A 21,162-nucleotide genomic window follows, 5' to 3' on the forward strand; every position below is an offset into this window, starting at 1 on the left:
CCGGGCCTCACCGGCCCAGGGTGCCGTGCGCGAGGGTCGAGAGGCCGGCGGTGATCTGCCCGGGGGTGCGGCCGCTGTCGCGCTGGTGGCGGAAGAGCTCGGGGGCGAGCGGGGCGAGGAGCTGGTCGGCGAGCGTCTCCGGGTCCGGCAGGCCGGCCTGCCGGGCGAGGTGGGTGACGTGCAGCCGCCAGAACGCGTAGGCGCCGGTCCGGAAGCGGGCGAGGCCGGTCTCCGCGCCCAGCACCAGGTGGACGTGGGTCTCCAGGAGGTCGACCATCGCCCGGTAGAACGCGGCCAGCCGGTCGGCCGGCGTCGGATGCGCCTCACCCGCCCCGCCGCCCGGTCCGAGCGGCGGGGCGCCGCGCAGCAGTTGCTCCTGGAGGGCCCGCTCGTGCTCGTCGAGCAGGGCGCGGGCGATCGACGCACGGTCCGGGTAGCGGCGGTAGAGGGTGCCGCGGCCGATGCCGGCCGCCTTGGCGATGTCGTCCATGGTGACGGCGGCCGGATCGCCCGCCGCGAACAGCCCCTCGGCGGCGGCGAGGACCTTGGCCCGGTTGCGGGCGGCGTCGGCCCGCTCGCGCGGTGGGGGGCCGTCGGCCATCGGGAGTTCCGTCATGGCTTCACCGTAGAGCGAAGTGGACACCTGGTCCACTTCGCTCTACGGTGGACGGCGGACGTAAGTGGACGGAGTGTCCACTTAATGCCCAGGCCTTCCGTACCCGTCTCCACCCGGGGGTTCACCGTGTCCCACCTCCTGCACCTCGACAGCAGCGCGCGCTCCGACTCCTTCACCCGCCGTCTCGGCGAGGCCTTCGCCGAAGCCTGGCTGGGGGGCGGGGGCGAGGTCACCCACCGCGACCTCGCCGCCGAACCCCTGCCCCCGATCCGCGAGGGCTGGACCCGGATCTGCGACACCCTGCTGCGCGAGGGCATCACCGAGACCGACCGCTACCCCGAGGCCGTCCGCACCGCACAGGAGCAGGAGGCCTGGGCGGTCGTCCGGCCGCTGCTCGACGAACTGGTCGCGGCGGACGTGGTGCTGATCGGGGCGCCGATGTACAACTTCGGCATACCCGCCGCGCTCAAGGCCTGGATCGACCAGGTGACGTTCCCGAAGATGGTCCTCGCCCCGCGGAAGTTCGTGGTCGTCGCCGCCCGCGGCGGCGCCTACGGGCCCGGCACCCCGCGCGCGCCCTTCGACCACAACGGCCGCTACCTGCTCGACTTCTTCCGCGGCCACTACGCGGTCGAGGACGGCGAGGTCATCGCCGCCGAACTGGTCAACTCGCTGGTCGACCCCGCGCTGGCCGGCCGGCTGGAGCAGCACCGGGAGTCGGCCGCCGACGCGCTGTACCGGGCCCAGGAGCTCGGCAACAAGCTCGTCGGCTACCGCGTCCCGCGGGCGGGCTGACGCCGTGCCGTGGATCTGGCTGCTGCTGGCGGGAGCGGTGGAGGTCGCCTGGGCGCAGTCCATCAAGCCGACCGAGGGGTTCACCCGGCTCCCGCAGACCGCGCTCTGCCTCGTCCTGATGCTCGGTGCGGTCTACCTGCTGTCGCGCGCGCTCCAGGACCTGCCGGTGGGCACCTCGTACGCCGTCTTCACCGGCATCGGCACGATCGGAGCCGTCCTGACCGGGCTGGTCCTGCGCCACGAGACGCCGTCCCCGGCGGCCCTCGCGGGCCTCGCCCTGATCACCACCGGCCTGGTCACCGTCCACCTCGGCACCACCGACTGAGCCGGGGCCTCCGGATCGATGGTGGTGGCGCATAGTCCCATGTACATAACCGACATCGATACAGCGGAGGCGTGAATGTCCGTGACGCAGATCGACATCGATGAAGAGGCATTGGAGCGCGCGATGGCTGGCTCTCACCGGCCGGCACCGGAGCGCTTCCGCGGTCGACCTCCTGATCGCGGCGACTGCCGCGCACCACGGGCCCACCGTGCTGCACGACGACGCCGACCACCGCACCGTGGCCCGCCATGCCCCCGACCTCGGCGAGCACAGCATCCTGGACCACGCCCGAGCCCGAGCCGCGCTCGGGATCAGGCGGCCAGTGCGGGGGCGGCCGACGCGGTCCGGCGGGCCGCGTCGTAGCGGTGGAGGAGGAGACGGGCGACCTCGGGGGCGGCGCCGAGGACGTCGGCGAGGAGGTCCGCGCCGTGGGCGGCCCCGGCGATGCGGTCGGGGAGACGGCCGGGGGCGAGCAGGTAGGGGGCGACGGCGGTCCGCCGGGCGCCGGCGCGGCGCAGCGCGGCCAGGGCGTCGGGGACGCGGGGACCGTCGGCGGAGGCGTAGGCGACCTCGACGGCGGCCCAGCCGCGGGTGCGGCGCCACTCGGCGGCGACGGCGCGGGTGGCGGCGTCGGCGGCCGGGTCGGAGGAGCCGGCCGCCGCCAGGACGACGCCGGTGCGGGCCCGGACGGCGGCGGACGCGAGCTCCGGGCCGGCCTCGGTGAGCCGGCGGTCGAGGGCGGCGAGCAGCAGCGGGGACGGGCCGAGGACGTCGGCCGTCGGCAGTCCGGCGCCGGCCGCGCGCAGGGCGGCGGGGATGTCGTGCTTGGCGTGGAACGCGCGGTTGAGGAGCAGCGGCACGGCCACCGCGGCGGAGCCGAGCCGGGAGACGACCTGCGGGATCCGCGGGGCGCAGTGGTCCAGGTAGGCGGTGGCGACGTCGAGGCCGGGGCGCAGCGCGCGGACCCGGGCGACCAGGTCGGCGACGGTGGCGGCGTGCCGGGCGTCGCGGCTGCCGTGGGCGATCAGCAGCAGGGCGGGGCTGCCCGCCGCCACCGGGGTGGCGGGGGCGGCGGACAGCCGGCCTTCGTTCATGCGGAGCGGCCTTACTTGACGGCGGCCAGCAGGCCGCGGTTGCGCAGGACCCGGCGCTCGACCGGGGTGAAGACGAGGAGTTCGATGGCGATGCCGACGAACAGGATGAGGATGATGCCGAGCAGGACGCCGGCCATGTCCGAGAACTCGCGCTGGTTCTCCAGGTACCGGCCGAGGCCGAGGCCCAGGTCGGGGGAGGAGGCGACGAGTTCGGCGGCCATCAGCGAGCGCCAGGAGAACGCCCAGCCCTGCTTGAGTCCGGACAGGTAGCCGGGGAGCGCGGCGGGGAGCAGGATGTGGCGGGCGCCGGTCAGGCCGGTGGCGCCGATGGTGCGCCCGGCGCGCAGGAACAGCGGCGGCACCTGGTCGATGCCGGCCACCAGGCCGTTGGCGATGGACGGGACGGCGCCGAGCAGGATGACCGCGTACATCATCGAGTCGTTGATGCCGAGCCAGATGACGGCGGCCGGCACCCAGGCGACCGAGGGCAGTGACTGGAGGCCGGAGAGGACCGGTCCGAGAGCGGCCCGGACCGGCTTGACCCGGGAGACCAGCAGGCCGATCGGGGTGCCGATGATGACGGCGACGACGAAGCCGGAGAGGCCGCGCCAGACGCTGGTCCAGATGATCGAGAACAGCGTGCCGGCCGACCACAGGTCCGTGGCGGCCTGCCAGACGTCGGACGGGCTGGGCAGCTTGTAGGAGCTGGTGATCTCCAGGCTGTAGGCGCCCTGCCACAGGGCGAGCACCAGGAGCACGCCGAGCAGCGGCGGCAGCGCCTTCTGCCGCAGGGTGTCCGCGACCGAGCTGCCCTGGGTGCTGACGGCGTCGAGCGCGTCGAGGCCGGCGCCGACGTCGGCACTGTCCGCACCGGGAGCCTTGTCCAGGGTGGCCCGGCTGGTGGGCGTGGTGTCAGTGCTGGCCATGGCGGCGGATCTCCCCACGCAGTTCTTCGGTGATCTCGATGGACAGGTCGGCCACGCCGGAGGACTCGATCCGGCGCGGCTGCGGGAGGTCGATCCGCCACTCGCGGGCGACCCGGCCGGGGCGCGAGGAGAGCAGCACCACGCGCTGGGCGAGCCGGACGGCCTCCCGCACGTTGTGGGTGACGAAGAGGACGGAGAGCTTGCGCTCGGCCCAGATGCGGGTGATCTCGTCGTGCAGGACGTCGCGGGTGATGGCGTCGAGGGCGGCGAACGGCTCGTCCATGAGCAGCAGCGAGCTGCCCTGGGCGAGCGCGCGGGCCAGGGCGACGCGCTGGCGCATGCCGCCGGAGAGCTCGTGCACGCGCTTGCCGTGGGAGCCCTGGAGGCGGACGAGTTCGAGCAGCCGCTCGGCCTCGGCGCGGCGCTCGGCCCGGGGGACACCGGCGAGCTTGAGGGCGAGTTCGATGTTCTTTCCGGCCGTGAGCCAGGGGAAGAGCGCGTGTTCCTGGAACATCAGCGCGGGGCGTCCCCCGGGTACCTCGATGGTGCCCGCGGTGGGCGCGTCGAGGCCGGCGACCAGGTTGAGCAGGGTGGACTTGCCGCAGCCCGAGGCGCCGAGCAGCGTGACGAACTCGCCCGGTGCGACATCGAGGGTGATGTCGTCCAGGACGTGCGTCTGCGCGCCGGGGCGGCCGAAGGACTTGTGCACGTGCGATATCCGGACGGCGGGCGCGCCGTTCCGGGTGCCGACGCCGGGGGCGTCGTCCGAGGTGGTCAGTGCCGGGGTCATCCGGGCACCTCCTGCGTGGTGTGGTCATGGGCCCCTCCGGCCCGCCGGCGGGCCGTGGAGGGGTGGTGGCGAAGGGAGCCGGGGTCCGGGCCCCCGCCCGCACCGTGCTCGGGGCATCGAGCGGGCACGGGGCCTGGGCGGGCGGGGGGTCCGGACCGCGGGGCTTGAACGCGGTGGGCACGCTGCAGGCGCGCCCACCGGTGCCGTGGGGGGTGTTACTTGGTGCCGAGTCCGGCGTCCGCCACGGTGGTCTGGCCCTTCTCCTTGAGCACCTTGTTGAGCAGGGTGAGGTCGTAGATCCCGCTCAGGTTCGGCTTCTTGAGCAGACCGGCGGTCACCGCGTTGTCGGCCTCGGTCTGCAGGGTGGCGGCCAGCGGGTCGTCCAGGAAGTCGATGTCGGCCCACGCGGGGTCGAGGATGGCGGCCTCCAGGGCGTTGCCGGCCTCCTTCTTGATGGCCTCGTTGGCGATGGCCTTGGCCTTGTCCGGGTTGGCCTTGATGAAGGCGTTGGTGGTCACCGAGCCGCGCAGGACGGCCTCGACCACGTCGGGGTGCTCGGCCAGGAACTTCTGCGAGACGATGATGTTGGTGATCACGAACTGCTTGTTCGGCCAGATGTCCTTCTCGTTGAGGAGGACCTTCGCGCCGAGGGTGACCAGCTTGGACGCGGTCGGCTCCGGCACCCAGGCGCCGTCGATCGAGCCCTGCTTGTAGGCGTCCGGGGTGACCTTGTTGTCCGAGCGGACCACGCTGACGTCGCCGGCGCCGGACTGGGCGTCGACCTTGTAGCCCTTGCCGGCCAGGTAGTTGAGGAGCGCCACGTCCTGGGTGTTGCCCAGCTGCGGGGTGGCGATCTTCTTGCCCTTGAGGTCGTCCAGGGTGGCGATCTTCTCCGGGTTGACCACCAGCTTGACGCCACCGGAGGCCGAACCGCCGATGATCTTCAGCGACTTGCCCTCGGACTTGGTGTAGCCGTTGATCGCGGGGGAGGGGCCGATCCAGCCGATGTCGATGGAGCCGGCGTTGAGCGCCTCGATCTCGGCCGGGCCCGCGTTGAAGACCTGGGTCTTGATCTGGGTGGCGCCGAGCTCCTTCTGGAGGATGCCCTCCTGGAGGCCGACCAGCGGGGTGCCGTGGGTGAGGTTGGCGAAGTAGCCGATCTTCACCGAGTCGGCGGAGAGCTTGGCGGCGCTGGCGGAACCGGCGGCAGCGGTGCTGGGCTTGCTGTCGTCGCTCTTCGAGCCGTAGCCGCAGGCGGAGAGCAGGGTCACGGCGGTCAGCCCGGCCACGGCTGCGGCGGCGGAGCGTCTGATCCGGCCAGCGCCGGGATGTGCCGGGCTATGCGGCTGGTGGGCGTGCGGGAGCGCCTGGTGCGGTGCCATGGTGGAAGTCCTTCTCGCGGACGGACCGCCGGGATGCGGTCTCGGGGCGGACAACGGTCAGGGTGGTGCTTGCGGCATCGAGTGATGCGGGGCAAGCCGGGTCGGCACTGCTGTTCCGGCTGTGGGGCGGAACAGTGACCGGCCCGGTGACAGGGCTGTTGTCAGCCCTGTCGGCTCACACATCGCGTCAGGCCGCCCTGGCCGCTGCCGAGGACGCCGCTGCCTATGCGGCCGCCTTCCTTGTCCATGCCCGAGAACGCCTCGCTGGGCATCAGACCCAGTCCTCCTCGTCCGGTGTGTCGGAAGCGTCGTTGCTGCGTACGGTGTCGAACGCCTCGCCCGCCATGCCGGCGGTGAGGGTGGTGCCGTCGGCCGGGTCGATCAGCAGGAACGACCCGGTCAGACGGTTGTCGGAGTAGCCGTCGAGCGCCAGCGGTTCGGCGGTGCGGAGCACCACGTGGCCGATGTCGTTGACGTTCAGGCCGTCGGCGCCGGAGCCCTGTTCGAGCTTCCCGTCGCGGATCGGCGCGGTGATGTCGATCCGGTAGGAGATCTCCTTGACCAGCGCGCGGACCGTGCGGGTGGTGTGCTTGAGCAGCACCTTGTCGCCGGCCCGCAGCGGGCGCTCGCTGAGGTGGCTGACGGTGGCCTCGATGTCCTTGGTCGGGACGGGGGCCGGGCCGGCCGCGATCAGGTCGCCGCGGGAGATGTCGAGGTCGTCGGCGAGGCGGACGGTCACCGACTGGGGGGCCCAGGCGGCGTCGGTCTCCCGGCCGAGCGCGTCGATGCCCACGACCGTGGTGGTGTGGCCGGAGGGCAGCACCGTCACCGGGTCGCCGACCCGCAGCACGCCGGAGGCCAACTGCCCCGCGTAGCCGCGGTAGTCGGGGTGGTCCTCGGTCTGGGGGCGGATCACGTACTGGACCGGGAAGCGGACCGGCTCGATGCTCGGGTCGCTGCCGACCGGGACGGTCTCCAGGTGCTCCAGCAGGGTCGGACCGCCGTACCAGTCCATGTGCGCGGAGGGCTCGACGACGTTGTCCCCGGCCAGGGCCGAGATCGGGACGGCCACCACGTCCTTGACGCCGAGCGAGGCGGCGTAGGCGGTGAACTCCTCGGCGATGGCGGCGAACACCGGCTCCGCGTACTCGACGAGGTCCATCTTGTTGACGGCCAGCACGACGTGCGGCACGCGCAGCAGCGCGGCGACGGCGGCGTGCCGGCGGGTCTGCTCGACCACGCCGTTGCGGGCGTCCACCAGGACGACGGCGAGCTCCGCGGTGGAGGCGCCGGTCACCATGTTCCGGGTGTACTGCACGTGCCCCGGGGTGTCGGCGAGGATGAACCGCCGCCGCGGGGTGGCGAAGTAGCGGTACGCGACGTCGATGGTGATGCCCTGCTCGCGTTCGGCGCGCAGGCCGTCGGTGAGCAGCGCGAGGTCGGGCGTCTCCTGGCCGCGGCTGCGGGAGGCGTGCTCGACGGCCTCCAGCTGGTCGGCCAGCACCGACTTGGAGTCGTGCAGCAGGCGGCCCACCAGGGTGGACTTGCCGTCGTCGACGGAGCCGGCGGTGGCGAAGCGCAGCAGCGAGGTGGCGGTGGTTTCCTGGGTGGTGCTCATTAGAAGTATCCCTCGCGCTTGCGGTCTTCCATCGCGGCCTCGGAGAGCTTGTCGTCGGCGCGGGTGGCGCCGCGCTCGGTGAGGCGGCTGGCCGCGATCTCGACGATGACGGCCCGGATGTCGGTCGCGTCCGAGTCGACGGCGCCGGTGCAGGACATGTCACCGACGGTCCGGTAGCGGATCAGGCGCCGCTCGACCGGCTCGCTCTCCTTGGGGCCGCCCCACTCGCCGGCGGTCAGCCACATGCCGTCGCGGGCGAAAACGTCGCGCTCGTGGGCGTAGTAGATCTCCGGGAGCTCGATGGACTCGCGCTCGATGTACTGCCAGACGTCCAGCTCGGTCCAGTTGGAGAGCGGGAAGACGCGGACGTGCTCGCCGACCGCGTGCCGGCCGTTGTAGAGCGACCACAGCTCGGGGCGCTGGCGGCGCGGGTCCCAGGCGCCGAACTCGTCGCGCAGCGAGAAGACGCGCTCCTTGGCGCGGGCCTTCTCCTCGTCGCGGCGTCCGCCGCCGAAGACGGCGTCGAAGCGGCCCGTCTCGATGGCGTCCAGCAGCGGGACGGTCTGCAGCGGGTTGCGGGTGCCGTCGGGGCGCTCGCGCAGCCGGCCGTCGTCGATGAAGTCCTGGACGTGGGCGACGTGCAGGCGCAGGTTGTGCTCGGCCACCACGCGGTCGCGGTAGGCGATGACCTCGGGGAAGTTGTGGCCGGTGTCGACGTGCAGCAGCGAGAACGGGACGGCGGCCGGCCAGAAGGCCTTGAGCGCCAGGTGCAGCATGACGATGGAGTCCTTGCCGCCCGAGAACAGGATCACCGGGCGCTCGAACTCCCCCGCGACCTCGCGGAAGATGTGCACCGACTCGGCCTCCAGCGTGTCCAGGTGGGACAGCGTGAAGGCCCCCCCGGCGTTCTGGTCGGGGTCGTCGGCCTGCACCGGGTTCTGGGTCGCGGTGGTCATGCGAGGCCCCTCTCGGTCAGGAAGGCGTGCAGCTCCGCGGCGGACTCGGCCACCGCGCGGCCCTGCGTCTGCAGGCGCAGCTCCGGATGCTCCGGCGCCTCGTACGGGTCGTCAACCCCTGTCAGGCCGGAGATCTCGCCGGCGGCCTGCTTCGCGTAGAGCCCCTTGACGTCGCGCTCGGCGCAGAGCTCGACCGGGGTGGCGACGTGGATCTCCAGGAAGTCCGTGCCGTTCGCGGCGTGCCGCTCGCGGACGGCGGTGCGGGAGTCGGCGAACGGCGCGATCACCGGGGCGAGCACCTTGACGCCGTTGGCGGCGAGCTTCTCGGCGACGAAGCCGATCCGGGTGACGTTGGTGTGCCGGTCCTCGCGGGAGAACCCGAGGCCCTTGGAGAGGAACTCGCGGATCTCGTCGCCGTCCAGCACCTCCACCCGGTGGCCCTCGGCGCGCAGCCGCTCGGCCAGGGCGAAGGCCAGCGTGGTCTTGCCCGCGCTCGGCAGCCCGGTCAGCCACACGGTGGCGCCGCGCTCGCAGGGGGCGGCCGCACGGGCCGCCTCTGCGGCTCTCTCGGCGACCGGGGTGTGGACTGTGCTCACGGTGACTTCTCCAGACGGAAGGGGTGTTGACGATCGATCATGTGCGGCGGGGGTGGCACGGAGGATGCCCGGAGGTGGCTCAGAGGTGAATGCCGCACTCGGTCTTGCCGGTGCCGGACCAGCGGCCCGCCCGGGCGTCCTCGCCCTCCCCGGGCTTGCGGGTGCAGGAGAGCGGCGAACAGCCGATCGACGTGTAGCCCTCCCACAGCAGGGGGTTGAGCAGCACGCCGTTGGCGTTGACGTAGGCGTCCACGTCCTCCTGCGTCCACCGGGCGATCGGGGCGATCTTGACCTTGCGGCGCCGGGCGTCCCAGGAGACCACCGGGGTGCCGGCGCGGGCCGGTGAGTCGTCGCGGCGCAGCCCGGTGGCCCAGGCGTCGTAGCCGCCGAGGCCGCGGTTGAGCGGCTCGACCTTCCGCAGCGAGCAGCACAGGTCCGGGTCGCGGTCGTGCAGGTGCGGCCCGTGCAGGGCGTCCTGCTCGGCCACGGTCAGCGCCGGGGTGAGCGTGATGACGTTGACCGGCATCACCGCCGCCACCGCGTCCCGGGTGCCGATGGTCTCCGGGAAGTGGTAGCCGGTGTCCAGGAAGACCACGTCCACGCCGGGGAAGACGGAGGAGGCGAGGTGGGCGACGACCGCGTCCTCCATGGAGGAGGTGACGCAGAACCGCTTGCCGAAGGTGTCGGCGGCCCAGCGCAGGATCTCCTGCGGGGTGGCCTCCTCCAGCTCCCGGCCGGCCTGCTCGGCCAGCGCCCGGTGGTCATCAGTGGTCGCGGTGGTCATGCGGTGCGCTCCCCCCACTGGTCCGACTCGCGTTGTCCGGGCTGCCGCCGCCCTGGTTCCCACCGGTCTGGTTCCCACCGGTCCGGGCGCCGTTGGCCCGGGCCCCGTTGGCGGGGGAGAGCAGGCCGAGGAACTTCAGCTGGAAGGCCCGGCGGCAGCCGTGGCACTCCCAGGCGCCGTGTCCGACCTCGGAGGGGCGCAGGTCCTCGTCACCGCAGTACGGGCAGAAGAACGGTGCGGCGCGCTCGCTCACGACAGCTGCTCCTCGCCGGCCCTGGCCGCCCACTGGGCGAACCGCTCGCCCTCGGCGCGGTCGGCCTGGTACCGGGTCAGGACGCGCTCGACGTAGTCGGGCAGGCCGTCCTTGGTGACCTTGAGGCCGCGGACCTTGCGGCCGAAGCCGGCCTCCAGCCCGAGCGCGCCGCCCAGGTGGACCTGGTAGCCCTCGACCTGGTTGCCCTGCTCGTCGGTCACCAGCTGGCCCTTGAGACCGATGTCGGCGACCTGGATGCGGGCGCAGGCGTTCGGGCAGCCGTTGATGTTGATGGTCAGCGGCTCCTCGAAGTCGGGGAGGCGCTTCTCCAGCTCGTCGATGAGCGTGCGGCCGCGCTCCTTGGTCTCGACGATGGCGAGCTTGCAGTACTCGATGCCGGTGCAGGCCATGGTGCCGCGGCGGAACGGTGAGGGCGTGACCCGCAGGTCCAGCGCCTCCAGGCCGGCCACCAGCGACTCGACCCGGTCCTCGGTGATGTCGAGGACGAGCATCTTCTGCTCGGCGGTGGTGCGCAGGCGGTCGCTGCCGTGGGCCTCGGCGAGGTCGGCGATCTGTCCGAGCAGCTTGCCGTCGACCCGGCCGACGCGCGGCGCGAAGCCGACGTAGTAGCGGCCGTCCTTCTGCCGGTGCACCCCGACGTGGTCGCGCCAGCGGCCGGCGGGCTCCGCCGGGGCGGGGCCGTCGACCAGCTGGTACTTGAGGTACTCGTCCTCCAGTACCTGGCGGAACTTCTCCACGCCCCAGTCGGCGACCAGGAACTTCAGCCGGGCGCGGTTGCGCAGCCGGCGGTAGCCGTAGTCGCGGAAGATGCCGATCACACCGCCGTAGACGTCGGCGACCTCGTCGAGCGGGACCCACGCGCCGAGCCGCACGCCGAGCTTGGGGTTGGTGGAGAGGCCGCCGCCGACCCAGAGGTCGAAGCCGGGGCCGTGCTCGGGGTGGACGACGCCGACGAAGGCGATGTCGTTGATCTCGTGCGCGACGTCCAGCAGCGGGGAGCCGGAGACGGCGGACTTGAACTTGCGCGGCAGGTTGGAGAAGTCCTTGTTGCCGATGAACCGGCGCTGGATCTCGTCGATGGCGGAGGTGCCGTCGATGATCTCGTCCTCGGCGATGCCGGCCACCGGGGAGCCGAGGATGACGCGGGGGGTGTCACCGCAGGCCTCGGTGGTGGAGAGGCCGACGGCCTCCAGCTTCTGCCAGATGGAGGGGACGTCCTCGATCCGGATCCAGTGGTACTGGACGTTCTGCCGGTCGGTCAGGTCGGCGGTGTTGCGGCCGTACTCCTGCGAGACCTCGGCGACGGCGCGGAGCTGGGCGACGGTCAGCCGGCCGCCGTCGATGCGGACGCGGAGCATGAAGTACTCGGCGTCGAGCTCGTGCGGGTCGAGGATCGCGGTCTTGCCGCCGTCGATGCCTTCCTTGCGCTGGGTGTAGAGACCCCACCAGCGCATCCGGCCGCGGAGGTCGGCCGGGTCGATCGAGTCGAAGCCCCGGTGCGCGTAGATCGTCTCAATACGTGTCCGCACGTTGAGACCGTCGTCGTCCTTCTTGAACTGCTCGTTGGCGTTCAGAGGGGTGAAGTGGCCCATGCCCCACTGGCCCTCACCGCGGTGACGGGTCACCTTGCGAGGCGCGGCGGGGCGTCGCGCGGGGGCGGCGTCGGCCGTGGGCTCGGCGGTCTCGGGAGTGGTGGCCATGGTGAAGTCCTTCGGGGCAGGTGGCTCTGACGCCGGGTGGGTCGCTGGACGAGCTCGGCGGTTCGGTGCTGCTGTGACCTGCGGGTTCTCAAGGCCTGCGATGCAGTGACCGGCTGACCGGGCGGGCGCCTGCGCGTCCGCTGCGGCGGGGACGGCGAGGTGGTGGCGCCGGGTGCGGTGGGTGGCGGCGGGGTGGGGCTCAGGTCACCGGACAGATGGCGCTGGACACGCGAAGGAGATCGACGTGAAGTCGACCTACTAGGGTGGTTCCGGCGCTCGGCATGGCAAGAGATTCGCACGGAGCACGACTCGCGGTCCACTAACGTCCGTATTCTGGACCAGAAGGTTTCGAATACTGAGATGTCGGAGCGTTCCCGCCGCTCCCCGTTCCGGGCCCCTCGGCAGATCGTCGACGGACGGTCGGCACGGCCTCGCCCCGGGGCCGGCGCGGGGCCGGCAGATGGTCGGCGGGTGTTCGGGAAGTGTCCGGCGGGCGGCCGCCGCGGGTCGGACGACGGGTCGAACGGCGGCTCCGCGCCACGGGAGATCAGTGGACCGGCCACGGCCCGATACCGTTAGCCCTGTGCAAGCAGCAGGCGAAACGACCAGACCGAACCCCGAGCGGCCCTCCCGTCGTCGGGGCAAGGGCTCCCGGCGGGCGGCCAGACAGGTCACCTGGCGGTCCACCACCTGGGCCCTGGTCAAGGACACCACCAACACCTGTGTCGAGTACCGGGTCACCGGCCTCGCGGCGGAGGCGGCGTTCTTCACCCTCCTCTCCATCCCACCCCTGCTGCTCTGCCTCGCCGGCACCCTCGGCTACCTCGACGACTTCCTCGGCGCCGGCACCATCGACAACCTCAAGGCCGACATCGTCAAGGCCGCGGGGACGGTCCTCTCCGACTCCTCGATCACCGAGGTCGTGCAGCCGCTGCTGGGCCAGGTCTTCGACCAGACCCGGCCCGACCTGATCTCGATCGGCTTCCTGCTCTCGCTCTGGTCCGGATCCCGGGCGCTCTACATCTTCATCGACACCATCACCGTGATGTACGGGCTCGACGGCAAGCGGGGCATCGTCAAGACCCGGCTGATGTCGCTCGGCCTCTACCTGGGCGCCCTGGTCATCGGCTCGCTGGTGCTGCCGCTGCTGATGGCCGGGCCCGGGCTGGTGATGAACGCCGTCCCGGGGATCGCCGGGCTGGTCAACGCCGCCTACTGGCCGTTCGCCATCCTGCTGCTGATCGTCTCGCTGACGACCCTCTACCACCTCGCCGTGCCGGTCTCCACGCCCTGGCGGGAGGACATCCCCGGGGCCCTGGTGGCGCTGGTGGTGCTGGTCTTCTGCAGCGTCGCGCTCCGCCTCTACCTGGTCAGCTCCATCGAGGGCCACTCGGTGTACGGCTCGCTGGCCGCCCCGGTCGCCGTCCTGCTCTGGATCTTCGTGGTGGCGCTCGCGGTGCTCATCGGCGCCGCGATGAACGCGGCCATAGACCGCCGCTGGCCCACCCTGGAGACGGCCGACGCCCGGGCCGAGAACGAGCGCGCCCACGAGGAGGCGGCCGCCGCCGTGGTCCGAGAGGTGGCCGCCCGCCGTGCCGTCGAGCGGGCCCGCCGGGCGCGTGAGCTCGGCCTCGCCGAGGGCGGCGAGGAGGAGCACTGGGAGGACGAGGGCGAGGAGGTCGACGTCCCCTCCGAGTACCCCGAGCGGTGGGCCGACGTGCTGGCCGCCGACAACGTCCGCGGCCGGATCGCCGCGCGCGGGGGCGGTCCGCACCACCGGCCCGCGCCACCCCCGCCGGACAGCGACCGGCCGGTCGCACCGCCCCCGGAGTACCCGCTGCCCAGCCACCCGCCCCGCCCGCCGTGGGACCGGCGCTGAGGCGGGTCCGGTCCCGGGACGCGGCCGGACCCGGGACGGGACGGCGGCGGGGGCGGGACGGCGCCGGGCTCGCGGCCGGCTTCGGGACCGGCGTCGGGGCAGGGTCGGGGCCGGGTTCGTCGCGGTGAATCCGCCGGTGAAAAACCGGTTGGCAGGCGGGGGCGGCTTGGCTACGGTGTGAGTCGTCCGGTTCGGGCCGTGCCAATGCCGGTCCGAGGAGAGAAAGCAGGAGGTGGGTCCCATGGCCACGACTGTCATGACGGCTGCCCTGGGCAGCGCCCGCATCCACCTCTCCCTGCCGGCCGTCGGCTGACGTAGCCCCTCGCACGTGCAGCCGCAGCCCGGCGGGATCACTTTCCTCCCGAAGGGCCCACTGCGTTGTTCAACGCTGCCTCCGCTTCCGTTTCCTCTTCTCTTCCCGTCTCCTCCTCCCACGAGGACTCCCCGCTGGCCGGGTACGGCTGGACGGCCGAGCTCGACGACCTGTTCGCGCCCCTCGCCGAGGCCGGTCTGACGCCTGCCCGGATCGTCCGGGTCGACCGTGGCCAGTGCGACGCCGTCCTGACCGACCCGGAGACCGGCACGCTGCGCACCGTCCGGGCCGACACCCGGCCGGTCGGCGACGCCGACATGATCAACTGCCCCTGCACCGGGGACTGGGCCGCCGTCGACCTCACGGCCCGGCCGATGGCCACCGTCGTGGCGCTGCTGCCGCGGTCCACCGCGATCATCCGCAAGGTCGCGGGCAAGCGCTCCGACGGCCAGGTGCTGGCCGCCAACGTCGACACCGTGGTGATCGCCGCGTCGCTCGCCGCCGAGCCCGACCTGGGCCGGATCGAGCGCTTCCTCGCCCTCGCCTGGGAGTCCGGCGCCGAGCCGCTGGTCGCGCTCACCAAGGCCGACCTGGTCGACGACGCCGACTTCATCCGGGCCGACGTCGAGGCCGCGGCGCCCGGCGTCACCGTGCTGGTGGTCAGCGCCGAGACCGGCGAGGGGGTGGACGTGCTGCGCGCCTGCACGCCCGGCACCACCGCCGTGATCGGACAGTCCGGCGTCGGCAAGTCCACCCTGACCAACGTGCTCGCCGGGGCCGACGTGATGGCCGTCCAGCAGGCCCGCGCCGTCGACCAGAAGGGCCGGCACACCACCACCACGCGCGAGCTGGTCCCGCTGCCCGGCGGCGGGGTGCTGATCGACACGCCCGGTCTCCGCGAGGTCGGCCTCTACGGCGGCGAGGGCGTGGCACTCGCCTTCGCCGACATCGAGGAGCTGGCCGAGGACTGCCGCTTCCACGACTGCAACCACCACACCGAGCCCGGTTGCGCGGTGATCGCCGCGCTGGCCGAAGGGAGCCTCCCGGAGCGTCGGCTGGAGAGCTACCGCAAGCTCCAGCGGGAGGGCGAGTGGATCGCCTCCCGCTCGGACGCCCGGCTCGCGTCGGCCCGGCTGAAGAAGTGGAAGACCATCACCAAGTCGATGCGCGCGGCGGGAGGTCCCGTGAAGCGGTGACGTCCTGCTCCGCAGCCGGTCGGCCGGTCGGTCGGTCGGTGGTGGCGGCGGGCGGCGGGTCCCCTGGGGGCTCGTCCCTCCGCCCCGCCGACCGTGGCCGCCCAGCCGCTGGCCTGCCCCGCTGACGCCCGCCCGCCCGCCCGCCTGCCCGGCCGGCCAGGCGGGCGTCAGCGGAGGTCGGCCACCAGCCGGAAACGCTCCAGCACGACCGGGGTGACGTCGTCCACGGTGAAGTCCGGGTCGCCGAGGGCCGCGCGCAGCTCGTCGCCGTGCCAGAACCGCTCGTGCGCGGCCCGCCACTCCGCGACCGTCGCATAGCCCTCGCCCTCGTCCAGGGCGTGCTGCAGTCCGACCTCGCCGAGCAGGACGACCCGGACGTCCGTCGTCTCGGTCACCGCGACGACCCGCCCGGCCGAGTCGACCACCGCGCCACGGGTACCGGCCCTGGGGAGCGGCTCCCCCTCGTGCTCGTACTCGACGACCAGCCCGGTGGTGCTGGTCTTGGCGCCGGAGAGCACGGCCGCGACCAGCTTGTCCCGGAGCGGTCCGGGGAACGCGAACTCCTCCACCCGCAGCCCGGCGATCCGAGGGTCGTCCGGGCCGGTGTAGGACTGCTCGGGCATGCGGGGCTCCTCAGGACGCGGGTCGGCCGGGGTCGGCCGGGGCGGGATCGAGCGCAGCGTAGCCGTTCCGCCGTCGGGTGGCGCGCGGTTTTCCGACCGGTCGGGCGGCGGCTCGGCGGGCCCGTCCCGCCCGCCGCCCCGGCGTCCCCACGGGTCCGGACGGTCACGTCCGATTTCCGCCAGTCGAGCCCCCTCCGGTGCCGCAGACTGGACAGCGTGATCGACGACGACATCCGGTACCGAGCTGTGGACAGCCGGGACGCCCGCTTCGACGGCGTCTTCTTCACGGCTGTCACCTCGACCGGGATCTACTGCCGGCCGAGCTGCCCGGCCGTGACCCCCAAGCGCGTCAACTGCACCTTCTACCCCAGCGCCGCCGCCGCCCAGAGCGCGGGCTTCCGGGCCTGCCGCCGCTGCCGCCCCGACTCCGTCCCGGGCTCGCCGGAGTGGAACCACCGGGCCGACCTGGTCGGCCGCGCGATGCGGCTGATCGGCGACGGCATCGTGGACCGCGAGGGCGTCGCCGGCCTGGCCCAGCGCCTCGGCTACAGCTCCCGCCAGCTCCAGCGTCAGCTCACCGCCGAACTCGGCGCCGGCCCGATCGCGCTGGCCCGTGCCCGCCGGGCGCAGACGGCGCGGCTCCTGCTCCAGACCACCGAGCTGCCGGTCACCGAGATCGCCTTCGCCTCCGGGTTCGCCTCCGTGCGGCAGTTCAACGACACCGTCCGCGAGGTGTACGACCGCACGCCGAGCGGCCTGCGCGCCGAGGTCACGGCGGGCCGGCGGACCGCCACCCCGGCGGGCGGCCTCGCCCTGCGGCTGGCCTACCGGGGCGCCCTCGACAGCGACCACCTGATCGACTTCCTCGCCCTGCGCGCCGTCCCCGGCGTGGAGGAGGTCGTGCCCGGCTCCCGGCCGGGCGTCCGCACCTACCGCCGCACCCTCGCGCTCCCGTACGGCCACGGCATCGCCGAGGTGGACGGCCTCGCCCCCGGCGAGCCGCGTGCCCGCGGCTGGCTGGACTGCCGGCTCTTCCTCACCGACCTGCGTGACCTGCCGACCTCCGTCCAGCGCCTGCGGGTGCTGTTCGACCTGGACGCCGACCCGCTCGCGGTCGACGACCAGCTCGGCGCCGACCCGCTGCTCGGCCCGCTGGTCCGGGCCCGCCCGGGCCTGCGCTCGCCCGGCCACGTCGACCCGCACGAGCTGGCCGTCCGGGCCGTCCTCGGTCAGCAGGTCACCGTCGTCGCGGCCCGTACCCTGGCCGGCCGGCTCGCCGTGAAGTACGGCTGCGCGCTGCCCGAGCCCAGCGGCGGGCTGCGGCTGCTCTTCCCGACCGCCGCCGCCCTCGCGGTCGCGGATCCCGAGGACTTCGCGATGCCGGCCGCCCGTCGCCGGGCCCTCACCGGCCTCTGCGCCGCCCTCGCCGAGGGCGTCGTCCGGCTCGACGGCGGGGTCGACCGGGAGGAGGCGGCCGCGCAGCTGCTCGCCCTGCCCGGCATCGGCCCGTGGACCGTCGGCTACCTGCGGATGCGGGCCCTCGCCGACCCGGACGTCTTCCTGCCGACCGACATCGGCGTCAAGCACGGACTGCTCCGGCTCGGCGCCGACGGCGACCCGAAGTCCGCCGCCCGCACGGCCGAGGCCTGGGCCCCCTGGCGCTCCTACGCCCTCCACCGCCTCTGGGCGGGCCAGGCCACCGACCCCAGCACTGGAACGGAGAACACCTGACGATGAGCACCACCGAGCAGACCGGCACCGAGCCGAGCACCACCGAGCACACCGAGCAGACCGGCACCGAGCAGACCGGCACCGAGCCGAGCACGGCCGGCGCCGGCACCACCGTCTTCACCTTCATGGAGAGCCCGTTCGGGCGGCTGATGCTCAGCGGCGTCCGCCCCGTGGACGGCGGTCCGGCCGCGCTGGCCACCGTCACCGCCCCCGGCCAGAAGTACGCGCTCGCCGAGCCCGACGACGACTGGGTGCACGATCCGGCCGCGCTGACCGAGCCGGTGGCCCAGCTGACCGCCTACTTCGCCGGGGAGCTGACCCACTTCGACCTCCCGCTCGCCCCGGTGGGCACCGACTTCCGCCGCCGGGTCTGGGCCGCCCTCGACCGGATCCCGTACGGCGAGACCGTCACCTACGGCCGGCTCACCGCGCTGGCGGGCGAGTCCCCGAAGGCCGTCCGCGCGGTCGGTGGCGCGGTCGGTGCCAACCCCCTGCTCATCGTCCGCCCCTGCCACCGCGTCCTCGGCGCCAACGGCGCCCTGACCGGCTTCGCCGCCGGGACCGACCGCAAGCGCTGGCTGCTGGACCTGGAGAGCGGCGCCCTGTTCTGAGCCCGGCCCCACCGGCCCCACCGGCCGGCCGGCGGTGCGGTACGCGGACGGTCGGCGGCCCGCCGCGGGAGCCGGTCAGGCCGGGTCGGCCGTCAGCGCCACGCGCCAGTCGTTGCTGCGCATCCGGCGGCCGGGCGGGAACTCGAAGTCGGTCTCGCCGAGGAGGGTGAAACCCGCCTTGCGGCAGACCGCGTTGGACGCGGGGTGGCCGACGGACGGGAAGGCGTGCAGCCAGGGGTGGCGGGCGGTGCGGGCGGCGGCCCGTACGGCGGCGCGGGCCGCCGCCGCGGCGATGCCCCGGCCCTGGTGGCCCGGCAGGACGTTCCAGCCCATCTCGTAGACGGTCGCGCCCTGCCAGTCGCGCTCGGCGTAGCCGACGCTGCCGACGGCCTCGTCCTCGGGCTCCAGCACGATGCGGTACATGCAGCCGATGCCGGACGGGACGAGGTCCAGGTAGCGGCGGTGGCGGACGAGCATCCGCTCCTCGCTCTCGGGGCCGCCGACGTGCGCGCGCATGTCCGGGGTGTTGATCCGGCGCAGCAGCCCGAGGTCCACGTCGGTCCAGGGTTCGAGACGGAGGAGGGAGGGGTCCATGGCCGGACGGTAGTCGGCGGTGCGGCCTCCGGCGACCGGTTTTCGCGGTGCCCGCTGCTCAGAGGACCGGTTCGGCGAGCGCCCGGGCGAGGTTCTCCAGGGCGGGCAGGGCGTGCATGACGGCGTCGCGGTCGGCGGGGGACAGGGCGTCGAGCGCGGTGGCGATGCGGCGCTCGTGGGCGTGCTGCCAGTCGTCGAGCTGGCGCCGACCGGCCGGGGTGAGGGCGATCCGGGCGGTGCGGCGGTCGCCGGGGTCGGCCTGGCGGTCGACGAAACCGGCCTCCAGCAGTTTGCCGACCAGACCGCTGACGGTGTTCGGGGCGAGCCGTTGCCGGGCGGCCAGTTCGCCGACGCGCAGCGGGGCGGCGGCGAGCGTCTGGAGGAGCTCGACCTGCGCCATCGGCAGGGATTCCCAGGGGTAGTCGGTCCGGATGCTGCTGCGCAGGGTGCGGCGGAGCCGGGTGACCACGTCGGTGAGCCGTCGGGCGCGTTCGACCGCCGCGGTTTCCGGGTCCTGGGGGCCGACGACGGCCGGCCCGGAGGCGGGTTCGGGAACGGGTGGTGACGACGGCATGGCGGACAGCGTAGCGCCTGGTGCGGACGGTCTCCGACGGCCTTGATCCGGTCGACGGCGATCGATCCCGGTCGTCGGCCGCCAGATCGCACACCGATCATCTCGTAGAGAGAACATATCTGCATCCGATATATTTCGCCGTATGAACGCCGCGTCGACCCTCGCCACCCGGCTGCTCACCGAGCACCCCCGGCCGCGCGGCATAGCCCGCCGACGGCACGCCCACTGGCTCGCCGTCGCCACCGTCTGCCTGGGCGCCTTCCTCGGCCAGCTCACGGCCAGCGTCACCGCCCTCGTCTACCCGGAGCTCCAGCGCCACTTCCACACCGGATTCGCCGCCGTCGAGTGGGTCGCCCTCGCCTACCTCCTGGTCCTGGTGGCCCTGCTCGCGCCGGTCGGGCGCCTCTCCGACCTGGTCGGCCGCAAGACCGTCTACCTCGGCGGGTTCGCCGTCTTCGGCCTCGCCTCGCTGGGCGCCGGGTTCGCCGGCGGACTCGGGACGCTGGTCGCGTGCCGGGCGGTGCAGGCGGTCGGCGGCGCCATGATGCAGGCCAACAGCGTCGCCCTGGTCGCGCGCGGCGTGCCCGGGCACGCGATGCGACGGGCGCTCGGCGTCCAGGCGACCGCCCAGGGACTGGGACTGGCGCTCGGGCCCAGCCTCGGCGGGCTGCTGGTGGAGCACGCGTCCTGGCGCTGGGTGTTCTGGGTCAACGTGCCGATCAGCCTGGTCGGCATCGTCGCCGGCTGGTTCCTGCTGCCCCGGACCCGCCCCGACGTCCTTCCCGCCGCGGCCCCGTCCGCCGCCCGTCCCGGCACGCCGGGCCCGCGTCCGTTGCCACGTCCGGCCCCACGTCCGGGCGGCCTCCCCGGCGCCCGGACCGCCGCGCGCCTCCCGCGTCCGCGCCGGGCCCCCGACTCCGACGGTGGCGCCGGCCGCTTCGACCTGCCCGGTCTGCTGTTGCTCACCGGCTCGTCCACCGCCCTGCTGCTGGCCCTCTCCGCCGCCTCCGGCCTGCCGCTCCCCGGCTGGGCGGTGATCGGACTGCTGCTCGCCGCCGTCCTGCTCGCGTTCGGCCTGGTCCGCCAGGAGCGCCGGGCCACCCGGCCGATCCTCGCGCCCGGCCTGGTCAACACCCCCGGAGTCCGGCCCGGCCTCGCCGTCTCGCTGATCGGGTACCTGCTGCTGTTCTGCCCGCTGGTGCTGGGCCCGGTCCTGCTCGCCGAGTCGGGCCTGCCGACCGCCGGGGCCGGCCTCGTGATCACCCTGCTCCCGGCCGCCTTCGCGGTGGCCGCGTCGGCCGGCGGCGCGCTGCTCCCGCGCAGCTGGACGGACGTCGCCCGGTGCCGCTTCGGTGCCGCCCTCGCCGGGACGGGTCTGCTGTGCTGCGCGCTGCTCCCGGCCGCCGGCGCGCCCGCCCACCTGCTCGCCCTGCCCCTGGCGGTCGTCGGCTGCGGGCTCGGTGTGCTGCTGCCGGCCAACAACGCGCTGGTGATGCGGGCGATCCCGGCGGAGTGCTCGGCGGTCGGCGGCGGCATGGTCAACATGGCCCGCAGCCTCGGTACGGCGCTCGGTACCGCGTTGCCGGTGCTCGGCGTCCACCTGGCGGGCCCGGCGCTCGGCGGCCGGTCGGTGCTGCTCCTCCTCGCCGGGGTCGCCGCCCTCGCGGTGGCGCTCACCCGCCCGGTCCGTCCGGCGGTCCGCCGCTGAGAGGACGGGAACGGCCGGGGCGGCGGACGGGGGCCCCGGCCCCCCCCCCCGCCGGGGCCGGGTGGTGCGGGGCTCAG

21 protein-coding genes and 2 pseudogenes are annotated in these 21,162 nt (G+C 73.8%); 8 read left to right on the forward strand and 15 right to left on the reverse strand.

The window, feature by feature from the left end:
- Nucleotides 1-7: 7 nt before the first annotated feature.
- Nucleotides 8-616: a helix-turn-helix domain-containing protein gene (locus tag ACFWIC_RS03225; protein WP_329881902.1), complete on the reverse strand. Its 609-nt coding sequence runs from the start codon at nucleotides 614-616 to the stop codon at nucleotides 8-10.
- A gap of 84 nt (nucleotides 617-700) precedes the next feature.
- On the opposite strand from ACFWIC_RS03225, the gene ACFWIC_RS03230 reads away from it, so the two are divergent.
- The 3 genes and pseudogenes from ACFWIC_RS03230 to ACFWIC_RS03240 form a co-directional block, all read left to right on the forward strand.
- Nucleotides 701-1,411: an FMN-dependent NADH-azoreductase gene (locus ACFWIC_RS03230; RefSeq protein WP_380515371.1), complete on the forward strand. Its 711-nt coding sequence runs from the start codon at nucleotides 701-703 to the stop codon at nucleotides 1,409-1,411.
- Nucleotides 1,412-1,415: 4 nt separating this feature from the next.
- Complete coding sequence (locus ACFWIC_RS03235; RefSeq protein WP_329881904.1) at nucleotides 1,416-1,736, forward strand: multidrug efflux SMR transporter; 321 nt, start codon at nucleotides 1,416-1,418, stop codon at nucleotides 1,734-1,736.
- Nucleotides 1,737-1,863: 127 nt separating this feature from the next.
- Nucleotides 1,864-2,025, forward strand: a pseudogene (locus ACFWIC_RS03240) (VapC toxin family PIN domain ribonuclease); the annotation flags it as partial.
- 22 nt (nucleotides 2,026-2,047) lie between these two features.
- Here ACFWIC_RS03240 and ACFWIC_RS03245 read toward each other — a convergent pair.
- The 11 genes and pseudogenes from ACFWIC_RS03245 to ACFWIC_RS03295 all read right to left on the reverse strand — a co-directional run bounded on the left by ACFWIC_RS03245 (nucleotide 2,048) and on the right by ACFWIC_RS03295 (nucleotide 12,139).
- Nucleotides 2,048-2,830 carry a sirohydrochlorin chelatase gene (locus tag ACFWIC_RS03245; protein ID WP_380515374.1) on the reverse strand — a complete coding sequence of 261 codons (783 nt, stop codon included), beginning with the start codon at nucleotides 2,828-2,830 and terminating at the stop codon, nucleotides 2,048-2,050.
- 11 nt (nucleotides 2,831-2,841) lie between these two features.
- Nucleotides 2,842-3,756, reverse strand: a complete 915-nt coding sequence (locus tag ACFWIC_RS03250; RefSeq protein WP_380360902.1) for an ABC transporter permease — start codon at nucleotides 3,754-3,756, stop codon at nucleotides 2,842-2,844.
- Nucleotides 3,743-4,546, reverse strand: coding sequence for an ABC transporter ATP-binding protein (locus tag ACFWIC_RS03255; protein WP_329952128.1), 804 nt, complete (start codon nucleotides 4,544-4,546; stop codon nucleotides 3,743-3,745). The genes ACFWIC_RS03250 and ACFWIC_RS03255 overlap by 14 nt, the downstream gene beginning before the upstream one ends.
- 215 nt (nucleotides 4,547-4,761) lie before the next feature.
- Nucleotides 4,762-5,928 (reverse strand): aliphatic sulfonate ABC transporter substrate-binding protein, encoded by a 1,167-nt coding sequence (locus tag ACFWIC_RS03260; protein ID WP_355404300.1) that lies wholly within the window; start codon nucleotides 5,926-5,928, stop codon nucleotides 4,762-4,764.
- Between the two features lie 271 nt (nucleotides 5,929-6,199).
- Entirely contained in the window at nucleotides 6,200-7,546 is a 1,347-nt protein-coding gene (locus ACFWIC_RS03265; RefSeq protein ID WP_329952130.1) for a GTP-binding protein, read from the reverse strand.
- Nucleotides 7,546-8,502 carry a sulfate adenylyltransferase subunit CysD gene (cysD, locus tag ACFWIC_RS03270; RefSeq protein ID WP_329952131.1) on the reverse strand — a complete coding sequence of 319 codons (957 nt, stop codon included), beginning with the start codon at nucleotides 8,500-8,502 and terminating at the stop codon, nucleotides 7,546-7,548. The genes ACFWIC_RS03265 and cysD overlap by 1 nt, the downstream gene beginning before the upstream one ends.
- Nucleotides 8,499-9,098, reverse strand: coding sequence for an adenylyl-sulfate kinase (gene cysC, locus ACFWIC_RS03275; protein WP_329881912.1), 600 nt, complete (start codon nucleotides 9,096-9,098; stop codon nucleotides 8,499-8,501). The genes cysD and cysC overlap by 4 nt, the downstream gene beginning before the upstream one ends.
- A gap of 79 nt (nucleotides 9,099-9,177) precedes the next feature.
- Entirely contained in the window at nucleotides 9,178-9,882 is a 705-nt protein-coding gene (locus tag ACFWIC_RS03280) for a phosphoadenylyl-sulfate reductase (protein ID WP_329952132.1), read from the reverse strand.
- A 73-nt stretch (nucleotides 9,883-9,955) separates the two neighbouring features.
- A pseudogene (locus ACFWIC_RS03285) lies at nucleotides 9,956-10,135 on the reverse strand (hypothetical protein); the annotation flags it as partial.
- Nucleotides 10,132-11,856 carry a nitrite/sulfite reductase gene (locus tag ACFWIC_RS03290; RefSeq protein ID WP_329881914.1) on the reverse strand — a complete coding sequence of 575 codons (1,725 nt, stop codon included), beginning with the start codon at nucleotides 11,854-11,856 and terminating at the stop codon, nucleotides 10,132-10,134. The gene ACFWIC_RS03290 and the pseudogene ACFWIC_RS03285, both read right to left, overlap by 4 nt.
- Nucleotides 11,857-12,055: 199 nt before the next feature.
- Nucleotides 12,056-12,139, reverse strand: coding sequence for a putative leader peptide (locus ACFWIC_RS03295; protein WP_310593185.1), 84 nt, complete (start codon nucleotides 12,137-12,139; stop codon nucleotides 12,056-12,058).
- A 300-nt stretch (nucleotides 12,140-12,439) separates the two neighbouring features.
- On the opposite strand from ACFWIC_RS03295, the gene ACFWIC_RS03300 reads away from it, so the two are divergent.
- Together ACFWIC_RS03300 and rsgA are read left to right on the forward strand one after the other, a co-directional pair.
- A complete protein-coding gene (locus tag ACFWIC_RS03300) occupies nucleotides 12,440-13,735 on the forward strand; it encodes a YihY/virulence factor BrkB family protein (RefSeq protein ID WP_329881915.1) in 1,296 nt (431 codons plus the stop codon).
- A gap of 378 nt (nucleotides 13,736-14,113) precedes the next feature.
- Entirely contained in the window at nucleotides 14,114-15,244 is a 1,131-nt protein-coding gene (rsgA, locus tag ACFWIC_RS03305; protein ID WP_380515383.1) for a ribosome small subunit-dependent GTPase A, read from the forward strand.
- A 167-nt stretch (nucleotides 15,245-15,411) separates the two neighbouring features.
- Here the strand turns inward: rsgA and ACFWIC_RS03310 are convergent, their stop codons facing one another.
- Nucleotides 15,412-15,867 carry an ASCH domain-containing protein gene (locus ACFWIC_RS03310; RefSeq protein ID WP_355404311.1) on the reverse strand — a complete coding sequence of 152 codons (456 nt, stop codon included), beginning with the start codon at nucleotides 15,865-15,867 and terminating at the stop codon, nucleotides 15,412-15,414.
- 216 nt (nucleotides 15,868-16,083) lie between these two features.
- Between ACFWIC_RS03310 and ACFWIC_RS03315 the strand changes: the two genes are divergently transcribed.
- Together ACFWIC_RS03315 and ACFWIC_RS03320 are read left to right on the forward strand one after the other, a co-directional pair.
- On the forward strand, nucleotides 16,084-17,598 hold the full coding sequence (locus tag ACFWIC_RS03315) for a DNA-3-methyladenine glycosylase 2 family protein (protein ID WP_380515387.1): 1,515 nt from the start codon (nucleotides 16,084-16,086) through the stop codon (nucleotides 17,596-17,598).
- Between the two features lie 2 nt (nucleotides 17,599-17,600).
- Complete coding sequence (locus ACFWIC_RS03320; protein ID WP_380515390.1) at nucleotides 17,601-18,209, forward strand: methylated-DNA--[protein]-cysteine S-methyltransferase; 609 nt, start codon at nucleotides 17,601-17,603, stop codon at nucleotides 18,207-18,209.
- Between the two features lie 75 nt (nucleotides 18,210-18,284).
- On the opposite strand, the gene ACFWIC_RS03325 is transcribed toward ACFWIC_RS03320, so the two are convergent.
- Nucleotides 18,285-18,803, reverse strand: a complete 519-nt coding sequence (locus ACFWIC_RS03325; protein WP_380515392.1) for a GNAT family N-acetyltransferase — start codon at nucleotides 18,801-18,803, stop codon at nucleotides 18,285-18,287.
- 58 nt (nucleotides 18,804-18,861) lie between these two features.
- Entirely contained in the window at nucleotides 18,862-19,377 is a 516-nt protein-coding gene (locus ACFWIC_RS03330; RefSeq protein WP_329881919.1) for a MarR family transcriptional regulator, read from the reverse strand.
- A gap of 142 nt (nucleotides 19,378-19,519) precedes the next feature.
- On the opposite strand from ACFWIC_RS03330, the gene ACFWIC_RS03335 reads away from it, so the two are divergent.
- Nucleotides 19,520-21,085 (forward strand): MFS transporter, encoded by a 1,566-nt coding sequence (locus ACFWIC_RS03335; protein WP_329952137.1) that lies wholly within the window; start codon nucleotides 19,520-19,522, stop codon nucleotides 21,083-21,085.
- Nucleotides 21,086-21,162 lie beyond the last annotated feature (77 nt).

Origin of the sequence: Kitasatospora sp. NPDC127035 (genome assembly GCF_042726075.1) — a bacterium.
Classification (GTDB): Bacteria; Actinomycetota; Actinomycetes; order Streptomycetales; family Streptomycetaceae; genus Kitasatospora.